Source organism: Cupriavidus phytohabitans, from assembly GCF_017815025.1.
GTDB lineage: Bacteria > Pseudomonadota > Gammaproteobacteria > Burkholderiales > Burkholderiaceae > Cupriavidus.
The window spans coordinates 1-14,719 of record NZ_JAGIQB010000044.1 but is presented as its reverse complement, the minus strand read 5'-3'; the positions used below and the strand labels follow the sequence as shown (position 1 = coordinate 14,719).

14 protein-coding genes are annotated in these 14,719 nt (G+C 62.6%); 4 read left to right on the top strand and 10 right to left on the bottom strand.

The genetic code is table 11. The features are described 5' to 3' along the window. Positions 1–2: 2 nt before the first annotated feature. Complete coding sequence (locus tag J8I34_RS25455; protein ID WP_348635764.1) at positions 3–266, bottom strand: HPr family phosphocarrier protein; 264 nt, start codon at positions 264–266, stop codon at positions 3–5. A 138-nt stretch (positions 267–404) separates the two neighbouring features. Between J8I34_RS25455 and J8I34_RS25450 the strand changes: the two genes are divergently transcribed. After that, positions 405–614, top strand: coding sequence for a ribbon-helix-helix protein (locus J8I34_RS25450; RefSeq protein WP_029048848.1), 210 nt, complete (start codon positions 405–407; stop codon positions 612–614). A gap of 121 nt (positions 615–735) precedes the next feature. Here J8I34_RS25450 and J8I34_RS25445 read toward each other — a convergent pair whose 3' ends face one another. The 8 genes from J8I34_RS25445 to acs form a co-directional block, all read right to left on the bottom strand. Then, positions 736–1,260: an NADH-quinone oxidoreductase subunit B family protein gene (locus J8I34_RS25445; RefSeq protein ID WP_209807271.1), complete on the bottom strand. Its 525-nt coding sequence runs from the start codon at positions 1,258–1,260 to the stop codon at positions 736–738. A gap of 6 nt (positions 1,261–1,266) precedes the next feature. Continuing rightward, on the bottom strand, positions 1,267–2,817 hold the full coding sequence (locus tag J8I34_RS25440) for a hydrogenase large subunit (RefSeq protein ID WP_209807270.1): 1,551 nt from the start codon (positions 2,815–2,817) through the stop codon (positions 1,267–1,269). Between the two features lie 4 nt (positions 2,818–2,821). Then, on the bottom strand, positions 2,822–4,273 hold the full coding sequence (locus J8I34_RS25435; protein ID WP_209774424.1) for a hydrogenase 4 subunit F: 1,452 nt from the start codon (positions 4,271–4,273) through the stop codon (positions 2,822–2,824). Positions 4,274–4,277: 4 nt separating this feature from the next. Continuing rightward, positions 4,278–4,937: a formate hydrogenlyase gene (locus J8I34_RS25430; protein WP_029048844.1), complete on the bottom strand. Its 660-nt coding sequence runs from the start codon at positions 4,935–4,937 to the stop codon at positions 4,278–4,280. A 10-nt stretch (positions 4,938–4,947) separates the two neighbouring features. Then, positions 4,948–5,895 carry a respiratory chain complex I subunit 1 family protein gene (locus J8I34_RS25425; RefSeq protein ID WP_209807269.1) on the bottom strand — a complete coding sequence of 316 codons (948 nt, stop codon included), beginning with the start codon at positions 5,893–5,895 and terminating at the stop codon, positions 4,948–4,950. A 10-nt stretch (positions 5,896–5,905) separates the two neighbouring features. Continuing rightward, the gene (hyfB, locus tag J8I34_RS25420; protein ID WP_209774421.1) at positions 5,906–7,927 is read right to left on the bottom strand and encodes a hydrogenase 4 subunit B; all 2,022 of its coding nucleotides are present in this window, start codon (positions 7,925–7,927) and stop codon (positions 5,906–5,908) included. 3 nt (positions 7,928–7,930) lie between these two features. Further along, entirely contained in the window at positions 7,931–8,206 is a 276-nt protein-coding gene (locus tag J8I34_RS25415) for a ribbon-helix-helix protein (RefSeq protein WP_209807268.1), read from the bottom strand. A 318-nt stretch (positions 8,207–8,524) separates the two neighbouring features. Beyond that, entirely contained in the window at positions 8,525–10,582 is a 2,058-nt protein-coding gene (acs, locus tag J8I34_RS25410) for an acetate--CoA ligase (RefSeq protein WP_209807267.1), read from the bottom strand. Between the two features lie 203 nt (positions 10,583–10,785). Here acs and J8I34_RS25405 point away from each other — a divergent pair, with 203 nt between their 5' ends. Both J8I34_RS25405 and J8I34_RS25400 read left to right on the top strand, forming a co-directional pair. Then, positions 10,786–11,214, top strand: coding sequence for an ACT domain-containing protein (locus tag J8I34_RS25405; RefSeq protein WP_029048839.1), 429 nt, complete (start codon positions 10,786–10,788; stop codon positions 11,212–11,214). 66 nt (positions 11,215–11,280) lie between these two features. Then, complete coding sequence (locus J8I34_RS25400) at positions 11,281–11,877, top strand: short chain dehydrogenase (protein ID WP_029048838.1); 597 nt, start codon at positions 11,281–11,283, stop codon at positions 11,875–11,877. Positions 11,878–11,888: 11 nt separating this feature from the next. Here J8I34_RS25400 and J8I34_RS25395 read toward each other — a convergent pair whose 3' ends face one another. Then, positions 11,889–12,779, bottom strand: a complete 891-nt coding sequence (locus tag J8I34_RS25395) for a helix-turn-helix domain-containing protein (RefSeq protein ID WP_209807266.1) — start codon at positions 12,777–12,779, stop codon at positions 11,889–11,891. A gap of 489 nt (positions 12,780–13,268) precedes the next feature. Here J8I34_RS25395 and J8I34_RS25390 point away from each other — a divergent pair, with 489 nt between their 5' ends. Further along, the gene (locus J8I34_RS25390; protein ID WP_209807265.1) at positions 13,269–14,456 is read left to right on the top strand and encodes a 4-hydroxybenzoate 3-monooxygenase; all 1,188 of its coding nucleotides are present in this window, start codon (positions 13,269–13,271) and stop codon (positions 14,454–14,456) included. Positions 14,457–14,719: the final 263 nt, after the last annotated feature.

Genomic DNA, 14,719 nt, shown 5'->3' with positions numbered 1-14,719 from the left:
CATCAGGGTGACTTGGGGAGCGCTTCCCCCCTCAGCAATGCTGCGATGGTGACCAGGGCGGCCGCCTCGTCCGGCCCGACAGTCTGGATGCGTATTTGCGTGCCCGCCCGCGCGGATAGCCGCATGACCTCCATCACGTCCTTGGCATTTGCGACCCAGGCGCCGCTGGCGAGCAGGATCTCGCACTCGAACTGATTGGCAGTGAATGCCAACCTGGCGGAATTCCGTCCCTGAAATGCGTCCCTCGCATTCAGTTCGATCGTCACTTCTACCACTGAACCCTCATCAAGAAATTGTGCACCTCAGGACTGATCTGGCGCCGCGCGGCGCCGGCGGGAGGCGCAGTAGCATTGTAGTTGTATAGTATGATAATACAATTATTATACAGTGATACTCCAAAGCGCATGGAATCCAAGACCGCACGCCTGACCGTATTGATTGACCCGGTGAAGAAGAAGGCCTTTGAAGCGCTGTGTGCTGCACAGGACCAGACGCCATCACAAATCGTTCGCCAGATGATTCGCGACTACTTGCAGAAGCACGAGGTGGACTACGCCACCAGGCCGAAGCACGGAGCGCCTGCGCTGGCAGGGAACACGGGCGACACGCAGTAACGCAGTCGGAAAGCGGCCAGCGCCCGGGTACCGGAGCTGGCACGCGCCTGCGGCGCGCACGGAGGCCAGCGGTGGTGCCCGTCGCGCCATAGTGGCCGCATTCAGTTCGCGAGCAAGATCGCTAGGGCCGTGCGGATTTGGTCCGCCGAACGGCGCTGAGTATTCCGCGCAGGATCTCAATGGGTGGCGGCGGACAGCCGTGTACGGTGACATCGACCGGGATGACATTGGCGACACGGCCGCAACTGGCGTAGCTCTCCCCGAAGATACCGCCGGTACAGCCACAGTCGCCTACCGCCACCACCAGTTTCGGCTCCGGGGTTGCCACGTAGGTGCGCCGCAAGGCCTCCTCCATATGGCGCGAGACGGGTCCGGTCACCAATAACATGTCGGCATGGCGCGGGCTGGCAACGAATTTGATGCCCAGGCCCTCGATGTTGTAGTAAGGATTGCCGAGTGCGTGGATCTCCAGCTCGCAGCCATTGCACGATCCGGCATCGACCTGCCGGATCGTGAGCGCCTGGCCGAGAATGTCGAGCAATTCCTGGTGGATGCGCTGGATGGTGGCGGCCTCGCCCGCCGCGCTGGGCGGCGCAGGCTCGGTAACGATGCCGGTGCGGGCGATCTGCCTGAGGATTTGCCACATAGGAGTCTAAAGGTCGTGCCCTGAATAGCTGAGGTTGAAGGATTTGTTGATCAGCGGGAAGTCCGGCACGATGTTGCCGATGATGGCATGCTCCAGCACCGGCCAGTTCTGCCACGACGGGTCGTGGCAGTGGCAGCGGAGGATGCGGCTGTCATCGGCAAGTTCGAGCGCGACCAGGACTTCCCCACGCCAGCTCTCCACCCATCCCGCGCCGATGGCGGCGCCGGCGGGCGCTTGTGGCACGATTCGCGTGGCCCCCTCCGGCAGGGCTGAACAGATCGCACGAATCAGTCGCAGCGACTCAAGTACCTCATCGAACCGCACAGCCACGCGGGCGGCAACATCGCCGCCGCGGTACGTGACCAGTTTCACCGCGAGGCTGTCGTAGGGCAGCCAGGCATGGTCACAGCGCAGGTCGGCCGCGTGGCCGCTGGCGCGTCCGGCCAGGCCGGTCAGCCCAAGCCGGGCGGCAAGCTCGGGCGTGACTTGGCCCGCCCCCAGAAAGCGGTCCTGCAGGCCCGCGTGTTCGTCGTACACTGCACGCAGCACGTGTACTTCCCGCTCGATGACGTCGCACTGCTGCCGCAGGCAGTCAACCATGGCTGGCGTCACGTCCCGCGCAACGCCGCCCGGCACTACGGCATCCATCATCAACCGGTGGCCGAAAGCCTCTGCCGACAGCCGCTGCCAGTCTTCGCGCAGGCGAGAGAATTGCGCCAGGCCGAAGGCCAGCCCCGCATCGTTGCCGAGCGCCCCCAGGTCACCGAGGTGATTGGCGACCCGCTCGCGTTCGAGCATCAGGGCGCGCAGCCAATTTGCCCGTGGCGGGGGCGTATTGTCCCAGGCGGACTCCAGCGCCATGCAATAGGCCCAGGCATAAGCCACGGTGGAATCGCCTGAGACCCGGCTGGCCAGCCGGTAGCCCTCGAGCGGCGCCAGTTCGGTGAAACGCCGCTCGATGCCCTTGTGCGTATAGCCCAGGTGTTCCTCCAGCCGCAGCACCTTCTCGCCGACCACGGAAAAGCGGAAGTGGCCGGGTTCGATGATCCCGGCATGCACCGGGCCGACGGCGATCTCGTGGACCCCGTCACCCTCCACGCGCACGAAAGGGTAGTCGGCGGGGAGTCTGCCGGCCGGAGCCGGGGCCGCCTGCGCGCCGCATTGCAGCGGCCGCGCGCCCGGCGGCCACAGACCGTGGTCTAGCCAGGGCCGGACATCGCGGCAGCCCTGCACGTTGATACCCACCAGGTCCGTCATGGCACGCTGCATCCGGCCTGCGCATGGGAATACGCTGCTCAGATCCGGCACAGCGAGCGCGGCACCATCCAGCCGCAATTCGAGCCAGATCAGTCCCCGCGGCATGGCGTACGTCACGCATGCCGCCAACACACCGCCGATGGCACGCCGGTCGACGCCCCACAGCGCAACGACCCGGCCGCCCGCGTCCGCCACCGAACGGGCCGTCGCGATCCAGCCGTCCTGCCCGACCTGACCATGCCAGACCGGCAGCGGCGCGGGCAGGCGTTCCAGGTCGAGGCTGAGATCTGACGCTGTCATCGGTTCAGTTCCCCAGCATTGCGGCCGCCTGGCGGTACCAGGCGTCGAGATAGGGCGGGATGTAGAGCCCCAGTATCAGCCCCAGGGCGAGGTGCGCGAAGACCGGGACCAGCGCCGGCGGGTGCGCCAGCGGCTTGAGCGTCGTGTCGCCGAAGACCATTGGTTGCACCCGGCTGAACACCGCGGCGAATGCCAGTCCAAGCGCGATCAGCAGGAAGGGCGTGGCCCACGGCTGCTCGCGCATGGCGGTCGTGACGATCAGGAACTCGCTGGCGAAGACCCCGAACGGCGGCATGCCCAGGATGGCGAGCGCCCCCAGCATCAGGCCCCATCCCACCGTGGGGCTGACGCGAATCAGTCCGCGGATGTCGTCCATGACTTGCGTACCGGCCTTCTGTGCGGCGTGGCCGACCGCGAAGAAGATCGCTGACTTGACCAGCGAATGCACCGTCATGTGCAACAGGCCAGCATAGCTGCCGATCGGCCCGCCCATGCCGAAGGCGAAGGTCATCATGCCCATATGCTCGATGGACGAATACGCAAACATGCGCTTGACGTCGCGCTGCCGGATCAGGAAGAAGACGGCCGCTACCACCGATACCAGGCCAAAGCCCATCATCAGGCGGCCGGTGAGCTGGTTGCCCAGCGCCGCGTCGGTCAGCACCTTGCAGCGCAGCACCGCATATAGCGCCACATTGAGCAGCAGGCCGGAGAGCACGGCGGACACCGGGGTCGGACCTTCAGCGTGGGCATCGGGCAGCCAGTTGTGCAACGGGACCAGGCCGACCTTGGTGCCATAGCCGATAAACAGAAAGGCGAACGCCAGCGTGATGATGTTGGGATCGAGCTGGCTTTTGACTGCGTCCAGATTGGTCCACAGCAGCGCGCCGCCTTCCGGGCCAATAACCTTCTCGGCCGCCATGTAGAGCAGGACCGTGCCGAACAGCGCCTGTGCAATTCCGACGCCGCACAGGATGAAGTACTTCCATGCCGCCTCCAGGCTGGCAGCAGTGCGGTAGACACTGACCAGCAGCACCGTCGTCAGCGTGGCGGCCTCCATCGCCACCCACACGATGCCCATATTATTGGTCGTCAGCGCCAGCAGCATGGTGAAGGTGAAGAGCTGGTACATGCTGTGGTACAGGCGCAGCCGCGGTAGTGTCATCTTGCCGTGATCGTGCTCCACCCGCATGTACGGCCGCGAAAAAATCGAAGTCGTCAGGCCCACGAACGCGGTCAGCGCGACCAGAAAGACGTTCAGGGCATCGATGTAGAACTCCCGGCCCCATGCCAGCATGGGACCATCGGCGATGATTTCCGCCGTCAGCACGCAGGCCGAGAGGAATGTGCCCAGACTGAAGGCGACATTGATGTCGCGTGCGCGCTCGCGATGTCCCGTCAGAGCCAGCACCAGCCCACCGACGAGCGGAAATCCGAGCAGGAATGCCAGCGCCATCAACTCAATCCTCCTTCAGCTTCTCAAGGTGACGGATGTCCAGGCTGTCGAACTGTTCGCGGATCTGGAACATGAACACACCCAGGATCAGCACGCCGATCAGCACATCGAGCGCTATGCCCAGCTCGACCACCATCGGCATGCCATAGGTCGCTGCGGTGGCAGCGAAGAAGAGGCCATTCTCCATCGCCAGGAAGCCGATGACCTGCGGCACCGCCTTGGACCGCGTGATCATCATCAGGAAAGACAACAGCACGCAGGCCAGCGCGATCCCCAGCGTGCCGCTCGCGAGCTTCGGAGACAGCCGCGAGATCGGCATGGTGAGGTTGAAGGCGAAGATCACCACCAGGATGCCGATCAGCATGGTGGTGGGAATGTTGATCAGCGTCTCGACGTCCCGGCGGATCTGGAGACGATCGATAACGCGGTGCAGCAGGTAGGGGATGAGTAATACCTTGAGAATCAGGGTCAAGCCGGCCGACAGGTAAAGGTGCGGCTGACCGGTCACGTAGCCGACGACGGCGGTGGCCAACGCCAGGGTCGCCCCCTGCAGCGTGAACAGGTTGATCAGCGACAGAATTCGTCGCTGCGAGATCATGGCGAAGGCGAGAATCAGCAGCACCGCGCCAAGGAGGTTGACGAACTGGGTCAGGAGCGCAGTCATTGCCGTGTTCTCAGTGAGCCAGCAGCAAGTGGACCAGCATCCCGATCACAGCCAGGAGAAAGGCGGTGGCCAGGAACTCCGGCACACGGAAGATGCGCATCTTGGCGCTCACCGTCTCCAGCACCGCCAGCAGGACCCCACCCACGATGAGCTTGAGCAGCAGCGCGGGCAGCGCCAGCAGCATGGCCAGGGGAGCGTGCGCTTCGGCAACGCCCCAGGGAAAGAACAGCGCCAGGCCGATGCAGGAATAGGCGAACAGCTTGAGGCTGGCCGCCCATTCAAGAAGCGCCAGATGCCGGCCCGAGTATTCGAGAATCAGCGCCTCGTGGATCATCGTCAGCTCGAGGTGGGTGGCGGGATTGTCCACCGGTATGCGGGCGTTCTCGGCCAGAGATACCATGGTGAACGCAACGCCCGCAAACGCCAGGCCCGGGTAGATGGCCAGATCCCGGTGAGCGATCGTCTCGACAATAGTGGTGAGCGAGGTCGACTTGGAGATCAGCGAGGCGGAGAACAGCACCATCAGCAGCGCCGGTTCCGCCAGGAAGCCGATCAGCATCTCGCGCCGCGCGCCCAGCGTTCCAAAGGCGGTGCCGACGTCCATCGCCGCCAGCGAGATGAAGACCCGCGCCAGCGCGAACAGGCCGACGAGGGCGATAGCGTCGGCAGCCGGTGCCAGTGGCAGGTCCGTGGAAACGGTAGGGATGATAGAGCAGGCGAGCGCCATGCAGCCGAACACCACATAGGGCGTGGCACGGAACAGCGACGACGCGTTATCTGCGACCATCGATTCCTTGTTGAACAGCTTGTGCAACATTCGATACGGTTGCCAGAGGCTGGGCGCCGACTTGTTCTGCAGCCAGGCCCGCCACTGGTTGACCCAGCCGATCAGTAGGGGCGCCAGCGCGATCGAGATCACAATCTCCAGCAGCTGTGACAGGATACCGGCCAGGTTCATGTCAACCTCATCACATCACGGCCAGGAGCGTGGCGGCCAGGGTCAGGAAGCTGTACAGCAGGTATGCCGAGATGCGTCCCTGTTGCATCAGGCCGATCAGCCGGGCCAGATACGACGCCAGATCGATCACGGGAACATACATCCAGCGCCAGAAATGGTCCGCCACCGTGACCCGGTAGTGCGGCTGCTCATCGAATGGTGTCGGCAGGTCGCGGCGCATCCGGAAAAACGGCTCAAAGATCTGGCGGATCGGTTGGCCGAAACCCTCGGCCGTGTCCTGCATGCGCGCAGTGCCCCATGGGAAGCCGCAAGCCCAGGGCGGGCTGCGGCGAAGCCGGCCGTGATAGAAGCGGCGCACCAGCAGGTAGGCGAGCGCAAAGCTGGCCAGAATGCCTGACAGGAAAATGACCGGCCCATAGCTGGCCTGGGCCAGGCCATTCGGCGCCAGCAGCCAGCCGCCGGCCGCAGCCCGGGCGCCGAATCCGCTCGCCACCAGCTGCTGCGTGACCGGATCGATCAGCTGGACGAATTGGGTCGGCAGCAGGCCAAGCGCGATACAGCCCAGCCCCAGCCACAGCATGCCCGCGCGCTCCCAGCGGCCGGCGTCGTGCGCGTGCGCCAGCTTGGGCTCACGGGGCTGGCCGAGGAAGATCACGCCGAAGAACTTGACCATGGTGTAGCCGGCCAGTGCTGCCACCAGCGCGATCAGCGCGGCGACCACCGGGATCAGCATGGTCAATATCGGTTCCGGGAGACCAGGCGTGAACAGGAAACTCTGCAGCAGCAGCCACTCCGAGACGAAACCGCCGAGCGGCGGCAGCCCGGCGCTAGCCAGCACGCCCAGCAGCGTAAGCCAGCCCACCCATGGCATATAGCGAATCAACCCGCCCAGCTTGCCCAGGCTTCTCTGCTCGGTGGCATGTAGCACGCTACCGGTTCCCAGAAAGAGCAGGCTCTTGAAGAAGGCATGGCTGGCAACATGGTAGAGCCCGGCCGTCAGGGCCAGGGCGGCCATTGGCTTCATACCGTAGGCCGAAAACAGCAAGGCCAGGCCCATGGCAACGAAGAGCAGGCCCATGTTCTCGATCGACGAATAAGCAAGAAGCCGCTTCATGTCGGTTTGTACCGCGGCAAAGACCACGCCGAACAGCGCCGTGGCCAATCCAATGGCCAGCAGCAATCCGCCCCACCACCACAGGCGCACCTGCAGCAGGTCGAAGGACACCCGCAGCAGGCCATAGACGGCGGTGTTGAGCATGACACCGCTCATCATTGCAGACACCGGCGAGGGCGCCGCCGGATGCGCCTCCGGCAGCCAGACGTGCAGAGGCAGGATGCCGGCCTTGGCGCCAAAACCGAACAAGGCGAGCAGGAAACCGACCGAGGACCAGAACGGCGTCAGTACCTGGGCTCGCATGTTGGCGAACGTATAGTCGCCGGTGTTGGCCTGCAGCACGCCAAAGCACAGCAGGATCGCGATCGCGCCGATGTGCGCCATCGTGATGTAGAGATAGCCCGCTGCACGCACTTCGGCGATGCGATGGTTGGCGGTCACCAGGAAAAACGATGACAGTGCCATGGTTTCCCACATCACCATGAACGAGTAGGCGTCATCAGCGAGGATCACTCCCGCCATGCTGGCAAGGAACAGGTGGTATTCAAGACAAAGCAGGCCCGGCGGCGTGCCTTCCCCCTTGCGGAAGTAGCCGGCCGCAAACGTCGATATGCCGGCCGCCGCGCCGCCCATTACCATCAGGAAGTAGACCGACAGGCTGTCGAGCCGGACGTGAAATGGCAGCGCGGGCAGGCCAATGGGCAGCACGGCAGCCTCAGGTGTACCGAGCACGGCGTGGAGCGCCAGACCAAAGAGCGCCAGCCCTAATAGTCCCCCGATGGGGAATAGCACGTGGGCTACCAGAGCAAGCCGATGCAATGCCAGGATCCCAGCCACGCCGACAAGCAGCCACGCCCCAACCACAATCAGCATCCAGTCGAGGTGGAGCCATTGCGTGAGAGGGGGCACGCCGCTCATGGGTCAGGCTCCGCGGCGGGTGGCACGGCGCTTGGCGGGAGATGCCGCACCGCGCCGCGACGGCGCTCCCACCGGTGACTTCTCATTGCCGATGGCTTCCGCCTTGTCCATGTCCACGCCGCTGGGAACATACTGGACGCCATGCTGGGCCAGGTAGTCGCGGATTAGACGCCGTATCACCTGCGAGGCAGTCAGATCCTGCTGTGCACAGAGGCGCTCGAAGGCAGCCTTCTTGTTGGGATCGATGAGCAGCGTAAGCCGAGCGGTCTTTTGCTCCATGGGAGCCTCAAGATGGCAATACGATGATTACATGAATCACATCATAGATGATGCACATGCGAATCCAAAGGGCTAGACGCCATCATCACTTGACCGCCGGCCCCGGGCGCTGGTGGTGCGCCTGGGCCGCGCGACGCCGCCGTGTTTGCTCATGCTGGGGGTGGCTTTCGGGGCCGAGATCCGGTGTGCCTGGGTCGCGAGCCAACTCGAGCGCGCTAAAGGCCTGGATGCCGGGAGCCGGGTGGAATCAGGCTTCGCATGCGAGCCGGCACGGCGGCCGCGCGAATGACCCCGTCGGGCATTGACCGCCACGGCATCCTATGTCGCCAGCTCCCTGATCTTCTCGACGACCTCAGGATTGGCGAGCGTGGACACGTCGCCAGGCTCCTGCCGGTTGGAGATCGCCGCCAGGATGCGGCGCATGATCTTGCCCGAGCGTGTCTTGGGCATGTCGGGAACAATCACTACCCGATGCGGACGCGCAATGTCACCGATCTGGGACACCACCGAGGCCGAGACCTTGTTTGCTATCTTGGTGGAAGGCGACAGTCCCGGCTTGAGCGACACATAGAGATCAGGCACCTTGCCCTTGACCTCGTCGGCCACCGGCACCACCGCCGCCTCGGCGACGTCGGGCACCAGCAGGGCGGCCGATTCGATCTCCTTGGTGCCGAGGCGATGGCCGGAGACGTTGATCACGTCGTCGATGCGGCCCAGGATCCGAAAGTAGCCGTCCGCCGCCTGCATTGCGCCATCGCCCGCCATGTAGGGCCAGTCGCGCCAGTCCTTGCTGTCGGGATTCTTGCAGTAGCGCGCATAGTACTGGCGTACGTAGCGGTCCGGATCCTTCCAGACGGTCTGGAATATACCCGGCCAGGGATTGCGGATGCAGATATTGCCCGCCTTGCCGGAGCCGGCCGGGACTTCCTTGCCTTCCTCGTCAAAGATCACCGGATGAATGCCCGGGATCCCCGGGCCCGTGCTGCCGGGCTTCATCGGGTGGATGCCCGGCAGCGTGCTGCAGAGGAAGCCGCCATTCTCGGTTTGCCACCAGGTGTCCACGATGGCCGCCTCGCCCTTGCCGACCGCACGGTGGTACCACTTCCAGACTTCGGGCTCGATCGGCTCGCCCACCGTGGTCATGTGCTTGAAATGGTAGTTGTACTTCGCCGGCTCGTCGGGCCCGTTGCGCCGCAGCGCGCGGATTGCGGTGGGCGAGGTGTGGAAGATATTGACGCCCAGGCTTTCCGCAATACGCCAGGGTCGGCCGGCGTCGGGCCAGGTCGGCACGCCCTCGTAGACGACAGACGAGGCGGCGAGGGCGAGCGGGCCATAGACGATGTAGGAATGTCCCGTGATCCAGCCAATATCGGCCATGCACCAGTAGACGTCCTCGGGGTGGATATCCTGGATGTACTTCGAGGTCCATGCCACATAGGACAGGTAGCCGCCGGTGGAATGCTGGCAGCCCTTGGGCCGGCCCGTGGTGCCGCTCGTGTACATCAGGAACAGCGGTGCCTCCGCCGGCATCGGCTCGGGCTCGACACGCCTGCCGCGGAACCCGGCGAGCACGTCATTAAGAATGACATCGCGCCCCTTCACCAGTTTGGCGGCACTGGAATACTTGCCCGGGTAGCGCTGCCAGATCAGGACCTTCTCGACCTGCTGGCCGGCGCTGGTGGCCTCTGCCACGGCGATGTCGGCCTTTTCCTTGTGATCGAGCAATTCACCGCCGCGGTGATAGGCGTCCATGGTGATCAGCAGCCGGCTCTCGGAGTCCGCGATGCGATCGGCGCAGGCTTTGCCGCTGAAGCCGCTGAATACCTGTGAATGAATCACGCCGATGCGCGCGCATGCAAGCATGGTGATGGGCAGTTCGGCCACCATGGGCATATGCAGCGTGACGCGGTCGCCGGCCTTCAGGCCGCAGAACTCGCGCAGCAGCGCGGCCAGTTCATTGACGCGAACAAAGAGCTCCTGGTAAGTGAGGTGATGCACCGCCTCATGCTCCGGCTCGGGCACGAAATGAATCGCGGTCTTGTTCCTGTACGCAGCGAGGTGGCGATCCACGCAGTTGTGGCAGGCGTTGATCCTGCCGCCGACAAACCAGCGCCAGAAAGGCGGGGCGCTGGTATCAAGCGTCGTTTCCCAGTATTTGTACCAGTCCAGCAGGTCTGCGAACTCCTTGAAGCACTCTGGGAAATGATCGAGGGAAAAGCGTTCGAAAATGCGCGCATCAGTCAGGTTGGCCTGCGCAATGAACTGGCCGGGCGGAGGGACATAGTCCTCCTCGGGCCAATGGACCGCGATTTCGGCCTCGGACACATCGGCCGATTCCTGCCGTGCAGCATGGCGTGGCGATTTGCCTTCAGGCATGACAATTCCCCTTCACTTCCCATGACATCCATCCAGGTAGTGCCGGTGCCACTATCCTGCGATAGCTGCCTGAAATAACGACTAGTCCATATTAAGTCCGGGCACGGGGAGTTGCCAGGAAATCGGCCTGCCCTGCGCTGGATCAGGGCTTGCCTGCCGGCCGCCATACGCTAGATTCGTATAGGGGGCGTGGAGGATGAGCAATGGCCAATGACCTTCTTGTGGAACGCGTGGACGTGTGGGCGGCAACCATACCGGACCGGCCCGGCGGCCTCGCCGAGGTACTGGAGACCCTGCGCGATGCCGGCGCGGACCTGCAATTCGCAATTGCGCGCCGCACGCCGGAGGACCCCGGCAAGGGTGTCGTGTTCGTGACACCGCTGCAGAACGACAGGGAAATCCGTGCAGCTGCCCAGGTCGGCTTCAATGTCACGCACAGCCTGCACTCGGTGCGGATCATGGGCGGGGACCGGCCCGGCATCGTGGCGGAGCTGACCCGCCAGCTTGCGGAAGGCGGAATCAATTTGCGCGGATTCTCTGCCTCCGTCATCGGGGTACAGTTTGTCGCGTACGTGTCGATGGACTCGCTCGACGATGCGAACAAGGCAATGGCGATCCTGGGCAAGGGCTGAAGCTTGCCCGCGGCGCGAAACAACGGCGATCCCAAGCCATCCCGTCATCTGTTATCAGGGGGACTTATGCGCGTACTGGTCATAGGAGCCACAGGGCTCCTTGGGAAAGAAATTACGGCCTTGCTATCGGAAGAGCACGACGTGATAGGGGCCAGTCGTAGCACTTCGGCGCTCTCAGTGGACATTTCCGACAAGGAGTCGATTCTGGCGATGTACAAAAAACTGGGCACGGTTGATGCCGTGGTCTGCGTAGGAGGCACCGCGAAATTTGCCCCACTGGACGCCCTGACCGACGATGATTTTTCATTCAGCCTCGCCAATAAGCTGATGGGGCAGGTCAACCTTGTGCGGTATGGGATTCCCTACATCTCCCAGGGCGGGTCGGTAACGCTCACCAGCGGTACCCTCGCGCAGCATCCAATGCTCGGTGGTGCTGCCATGAGCACCGTGAACGCCGGCATCGAGGCGTTCGGGCGGGCTGCAGCGCTCGAAATGCAAGGCAAGATTCGTGTGAATGTCGTCAGCCCCGGATGGGTGTGGGAGACGCTCGAAGCCATGGGACGCGACCCTGCCAAGGGAGTTCGGGCAGCGGTGGTTGCACAGGTTTACCAGAAATGTATTCTGGAAGACATTTCCGGGCAGGTGGTGTCGGTTACCCACTGAACCTGTGCTCGCTATTCTTCACCACTAAGCTGCTCGATGCGCCGACGGAAATCCCGAGGAGATTCGCCTGCTTCACGTTTAAAGAACCTGGTGAAGTAGGCGGGATCTGAGAAGCCGATGGCGTACGAGAGTTCGCTGATAGACATCGACGTGTACGCCAGGCTCCGCTTGGCCTCGAGGAGTAAGCGTTCGTGAACCAGGTCCAGGGCCGACTTCTGCGCAATGCGGCGGCACAAAAGGTTGAGATGCGCAGTGGTAATGCCAAGCTCCTTGGCATAGCTGTCCAACGAGCAGTGCTTGTCCCACCACTGGTCCAGCAAGTCGGTGAAGCGTAGATAGAGCGGGTTATCCTTGACTCCGCGCGCACCTTGCGGTCGACACTGCTGAATTTTCCTTGCCAACATCACGATAACTGTGGAGAGCAATGACTCCACCAGTAAGTGCCGGTGTGGTGCGCTACCTCGATACTCGCGAACGAAGGCAGAAAACGCAGAGGTAAGGCAAGTGCTGTCCTCGTCGCTTCCGACGGTGTGTAGCACCGGGTGTGAGAACCGGCCTGGTCCGCCCTCCATTGTCTGTGCCAGTCTGACGACGAACGGATAGGCGACGGTCACGACGTAACCAAGCGCGTCAGGACTGAACTTGAAGCCATGGACGAAATTTTGCGGAACGAGGAGCATTCGTCCGCTTTCCATATCGCTCTCCTCTCCATCCAAGTGGAGTTGCGCGATTCCCCGCTGCAGATAGAGAACCTGCAGCAGACCAGCGTGTTGGTGCGGCTTGATGTGCCAGTCGTGAAGGCGGCTTCGTGCCTCAATAGACTCGCAATGCATCATATCCGGCATGGGCCAGACATCCTGTTCGCCGTAGAGCATGTAGATGGGGACGCGCGTGCTTTTCATGTTCCTCCTCCGTTTCCGATCTTGGCGGCGGTTTCCCGACGAAGATAACTCCTATCGAGGCAAGCCAGTACTGGGATGTTCGAAAAGTGCAAGTGATTGGGTCGAATGTGCAAGTCGAACGTCCTGACAAACGTGACTGTCTTCCTGCATACGCCGTCGATATCTGGCCAGGAAAGTGCGCCATAAGGTGGGCGCGAAGGCGCTTTGGGCTTGCCGTTCAGAAATTTTCGGAGAAGCCTTGGGTCCCGAGAGAGCGACAGACCTCATGTGGACGCCTAGCTCGGCAAGCCATTTTCAGGTTGTAGGTATGGCCACGAAAAGTACAAGTTTTCGTCTTGATCGTACATTCCAGTTGATGCTCTCGGGTGCAAGAATCCATCAACACACAAGAGGCTGCGTCCCCCTCAGATTCGCATCGAATGCAGGTCATCCGCATCTGCCGCGCGATCGATACGCAAGCCGCCATTATTAATACAGCCGGAGACATCTGTGCGCACCCAGGTAGGCATCATTGGCGCGGGCCCTGCGGGCCTGCTGCTATCGCAGCTTTTGCATCTTGCAGGTATTGAGTCCGTCGTCCTTGAATCCAGAAGCCGGGACGCAATTGAGGCCACGATTCGGGCTGGCATTCTCGAACATGGCACCGTCGATCTCATGGAGCGCATTGGCGCTGGGGAGCGCCTGAAGCGCGAGGGCTTCCGACACGACGGCATCCATTTGCGCTTCGACGGTCGGACGCGGCGCATCGATTTCCCCGAGCTGACTGGCGGAAAGTCGGTGTACCTGTATCCGCAGCATGAAGTCATCAAGGATCTTGTGGCGCTCCGTCTGCGGTTGGGCGGCGACATTCGCTTCGAGGTAAAGAACGTCACACTCCACGACCTCGACACAACCGCGCCGCGGCTGAAGTACGCGAATAGCCAGGGAGCCGTAGAAGAAATTCATTGCGACTACATCGTAGGCTGTGATGGTACCCACGGTGTATCGAAGGCCAGTATCCCAGATGGCAAGTTGAAGACCCACGAGAAGGTCTATCCGTTCGGTTGGTTCGGCATTCTGTGTAAGGCGCCTCCTTCTTCGGACGAGTTGATATACGCCCAGCACGAACGCGGATTTGCTCTTGCCTCCACCCGGTCGCCGGAAATTCAACGTATGTACTTCCAGGTCGGTCCCACAGAGAAGGTTGAGAACTGGTCGGACGACCGCATTTGGGCTGAATTCCGTGCACGCCTGGAAACCAGGGATGGCTGGCTGCCTACGGAAGGACCGATCTTTAGCAAAGTCATAGTAGGCATGCGGAGCCTGGTGACGGACCCGATGCAGTACGGCCGTTTGTTCCTCGCGGGAGACGCCGCACATGTCGTGCCTCCCACCGGCGCAAAGGGACTCAATCTTGCAGCGGCGGATGTTCAGGTTCTGGCGAACGGCTTCGATGCGTTTTACCGCCGAGGCAATTCAGAGCCGTTGCTTCGCTACTCCGAAATGGCGCTGCAGCGCATTTGGAAGGCTCAGCGGTTCTCCTGGTGGATGACGTCGATGATGCACCGTTCCCCAGGCGACGACGACTTTCGCTATCAAATGCAAATGGCAGAACTCGACTATGTCACGAGTTCTCCGCTCGGCGCTGCATCCCTTGCAGAGAACTACGTTGGTCTGCCGATGCAGTGCGCATCGTAGACCCTGCCTCCTGATTTCCATCTTTCAGAGCACTCCTTCGAGAGGGAGGGAGTGACGCTCGTTCCTTGAGCGCCGGCACTCGCCCCTCTCGTGCCCGACGACAGGGCGCGAGAGGGCACGTTGTGTGTAGGGGACAACAAAGGGGTGAGCGCGCGCCTGATTCCTGGGCCCGTGACGTCGCCTAATCCCATTTCCTTATACAGAAGTCATGACTCTTCCCGCAGTGCTTGAATGGTGAGCGCGGCGTCCATAGTTCGCTGCAT

Bases quoted from the DNA above. Each gene is read 5' to 3' on its own strand.
- J8I34_RS25450 (WP_029048848.1), top strand. From the start codon at position 405: ATGGAATCCAAGACCGCACGCCTGACCGTATTGATTGACCCGGTGAAG.
- J8I34_RS25445 (WP_209807271.1), bottom strand. From the start codon at position 1,260: ATGTGGCAAATCCTCAGGCAGATCGCCCGCACCGGCATCGTTACCGAG.
- J8I34_RS25440 (WP_209807270.1), bottom strand. From the start codon at position 2,817: ATGACAGCGTCAGATCTCAGCCTCGACCTGGAACGCCTGCCCGCGCCG.
- J8I34_RS25435 (WP_209774424.1), bottom strand. From the start codon at position 4,273: ATGGCGCTGGCATTCCTGCTCGGATTTCCGCTCGTCGGTGGGCTGGTG.
- J8I34_RS25430 (WP_029048844.1), bottom strand. From the start codon at position 4,937: ATGACTGCGCTCCTGACCCAGTTCGTCAACCTCCTTGGCGCGGTGCTG.
- J8I34_RS25425 (WP_209807269.1), bottom strand. From the start codon at position 5,895: ATGAACCTGGCCGGTATCCTGTCACAGCTGCTGGAGATTGTGATCTCG.
- hyfB (WP_209774421.1), bottom strand. From the start codon at position 7,927: ATGAGCGGCGTGCCCCCTCTCACGCAATGGCTCCACCTCGACTGGATG.
- J8I34_RS25415 (WP_209807268.1), bottom strand. From the start codon at position 8,206: ATGGAGCAAAAGACCGCTCGGCTTACGCTGCTCATCGATCCCAACAAG.
- acs (WP_209807267.1), bottom strand. From the start codon at position 10,582: ATGCCTGAAGGCAAATCGCCACGCCATGCTGCACGGCAGGAATCGGCC.
- J8I34_RS25405 (WP_029048839.1), top strand. From the start codon at position 10,786: ATGGCCAATGACCTTCTTGTGGAACGCGTGGACGTGTGGGCGGCAACC.
- J8I34_RS25400 (WP_029048838.1), top strand. From the start codon at position 11,281: ATGCGCGTACTGGTCATAGGAGCCACAGGGCTCCTTGGGAAAGAAATT.
- J8I34_RS25395 (WP_209807266.1), bottom strand. From the start codon at position 12,779: ATGAAAAGCACGCGCGTCCCCATCTACATGCTCTACGGCGAACAGGAT.